The sequence below is a fragment of the Marinobacter sp. genome, from assembly GCF_035268745.1.
GTDB lineage: Bacteria > Pseudomonadota > Gammaproteobacteria > Pseudomonadales > Oleiphilaceae > Marinobacter.
Window position 1 is genome coordinate 1 of the sequence record NZ_DATFKH010000075.1, and the last position, 1393, is coordinate 1393.

1 protein-coding gene is annotated in these 1393 nt (G+C 55.2%); it reads right to left on the reverse strand.

What is annotated here, in order from left to right; translation table 11 throughout:
* Positions 1 to 215: 215 nt before the first annotated feature.
* Positions 216 to 1316 (reverse strand): ISAs1 family transposase, encoded by a 1101-nt coding sequence (locus tag VJ956_RS06615; RefSeq protein WP_324083015.1) that lies wholly within the window; start codon positions 1314 to 1316, stop codon positions 216 to 218.
* Positions 1317 to 1393 lie beyond the last annotated feature (77 nt).

A 1393-nucleotide genomic window follows, 5' to 3' on the forward strand; every position in this document is an offset into this window, starting at 1 on the left:
AGCCACGGCAATGGTGTCTTTGTGGACGTCCAGCCCCACGTAAAGTGTTTTCGTCATTGGTCTTTCTCCTTCGAACTCTTCCGTGTTCGTCAGAAAAACACACTTGCGGAACTGGTGCCGCAAAACGCTCATCTGGTCTAATGGGGTATCAGTTTGATATAGCTTTTGCGCAATAAAAACAATATTTGGCTCTTCCAAAGCAGGGCAATCGCGCTTCAGAAGCCTTCGATGAGGGTGCGCAGGCAGTCGTTGCTCCAGCCTGCCTTTTTGAACTTCACCCGGTTCGAGCCTTTTGCGGTATTCGCCTTGATGATGCCCAATGCGATCCGGCGTAGCGCGGCGAAGTTGGCGGGCGCGTTGTCTTTGCGCGCGCGGTGCTGATCGTCGTTCATCACCACATCCAGTGACCAATGCAAGCTGTTCTCGATTTCCCAATGGCCGCGGATCAGCGTGGCGGCTGCTTGAGCTGTGACGCATTTTGACAGGAGGTACAGCCGCTCGGAACTGCTGGCCGTTTGGCCCGCTGTGCGCCTGGTGACGACATGAACGAAGGCATCAAGATGTGGCCATTGATCGGTTTCAGCGAGATAGTCCGGCACGTCGTAGACGCGATATGACCGCTCCTCAACCCGGCCATGGCCACCGTCTACAGAGGTATATTCATCATTGTATTCAATATCCTGATCGGCCACGAAGGCCCGCACGTCGGCTTGCATATCGCCCTGATTGCCCTTGAGCTGCAGGCAATAGTCACCGCCTTCCTGCACGATCAGGTCACAGGTCTCTCGCTGGCAGTGCAAGGCATCGGCCGTGATGGTGATGCCACGAATATCAAGCATTTCAATCAGCTCGCGCAGAGCCAAAATCTCCCCGCCGCCCTTAGCACTTTGCGTCATCCCTAGGCTCAGCCGCGCACCATGAGCAAAGGCGGTGACAACGTTCAGGTTCGACTGGGCGGCTGCTTTGTCAAAGCTGCGCCGCATCTCCTTACCGTCGATGGCGATCGCCGGATGCTCGGCATGGGCCGCAGCAAAGTCGCTCCGGAACTTGTCGAAAAACGCCTGTAGGCTGGTCGGCTTCATCAAGCGAAAGAGCCGCGAGTAGGCATCATGGCAGGGAATACCGTGAGGCAATTCCAGAAATTCGCGAAGGAATTCCTCCTTCATCTGCCCAAAATGCTCCATATCGACGGCCGTCTCCCCGCCACACAGCGCGCACAAAAGGCTGATCGTCATCAGATCGCAGAACTTATGCCGTGGCGCGTTACTCTTGCGGGGATCGTCTTCGTCATTGAAATAACTGGATAATGCCGGCATCTCGAAGCTCCATCTGATGATGAAACCTCAAGAATCCAATTCAACCCAACTGTCAAAGCTCAAGTGCGATTCCCCTG

Excerpts from the sequence above, each read along its gene's own strand:
- VJ956_RS06615 (WP_324083015.1), bottom strand. The coding sequence starts at position 1,316 with ATGCCGGCATTATCCAGTTATTTCAATGACGAAGACGATCCCCGCAAG.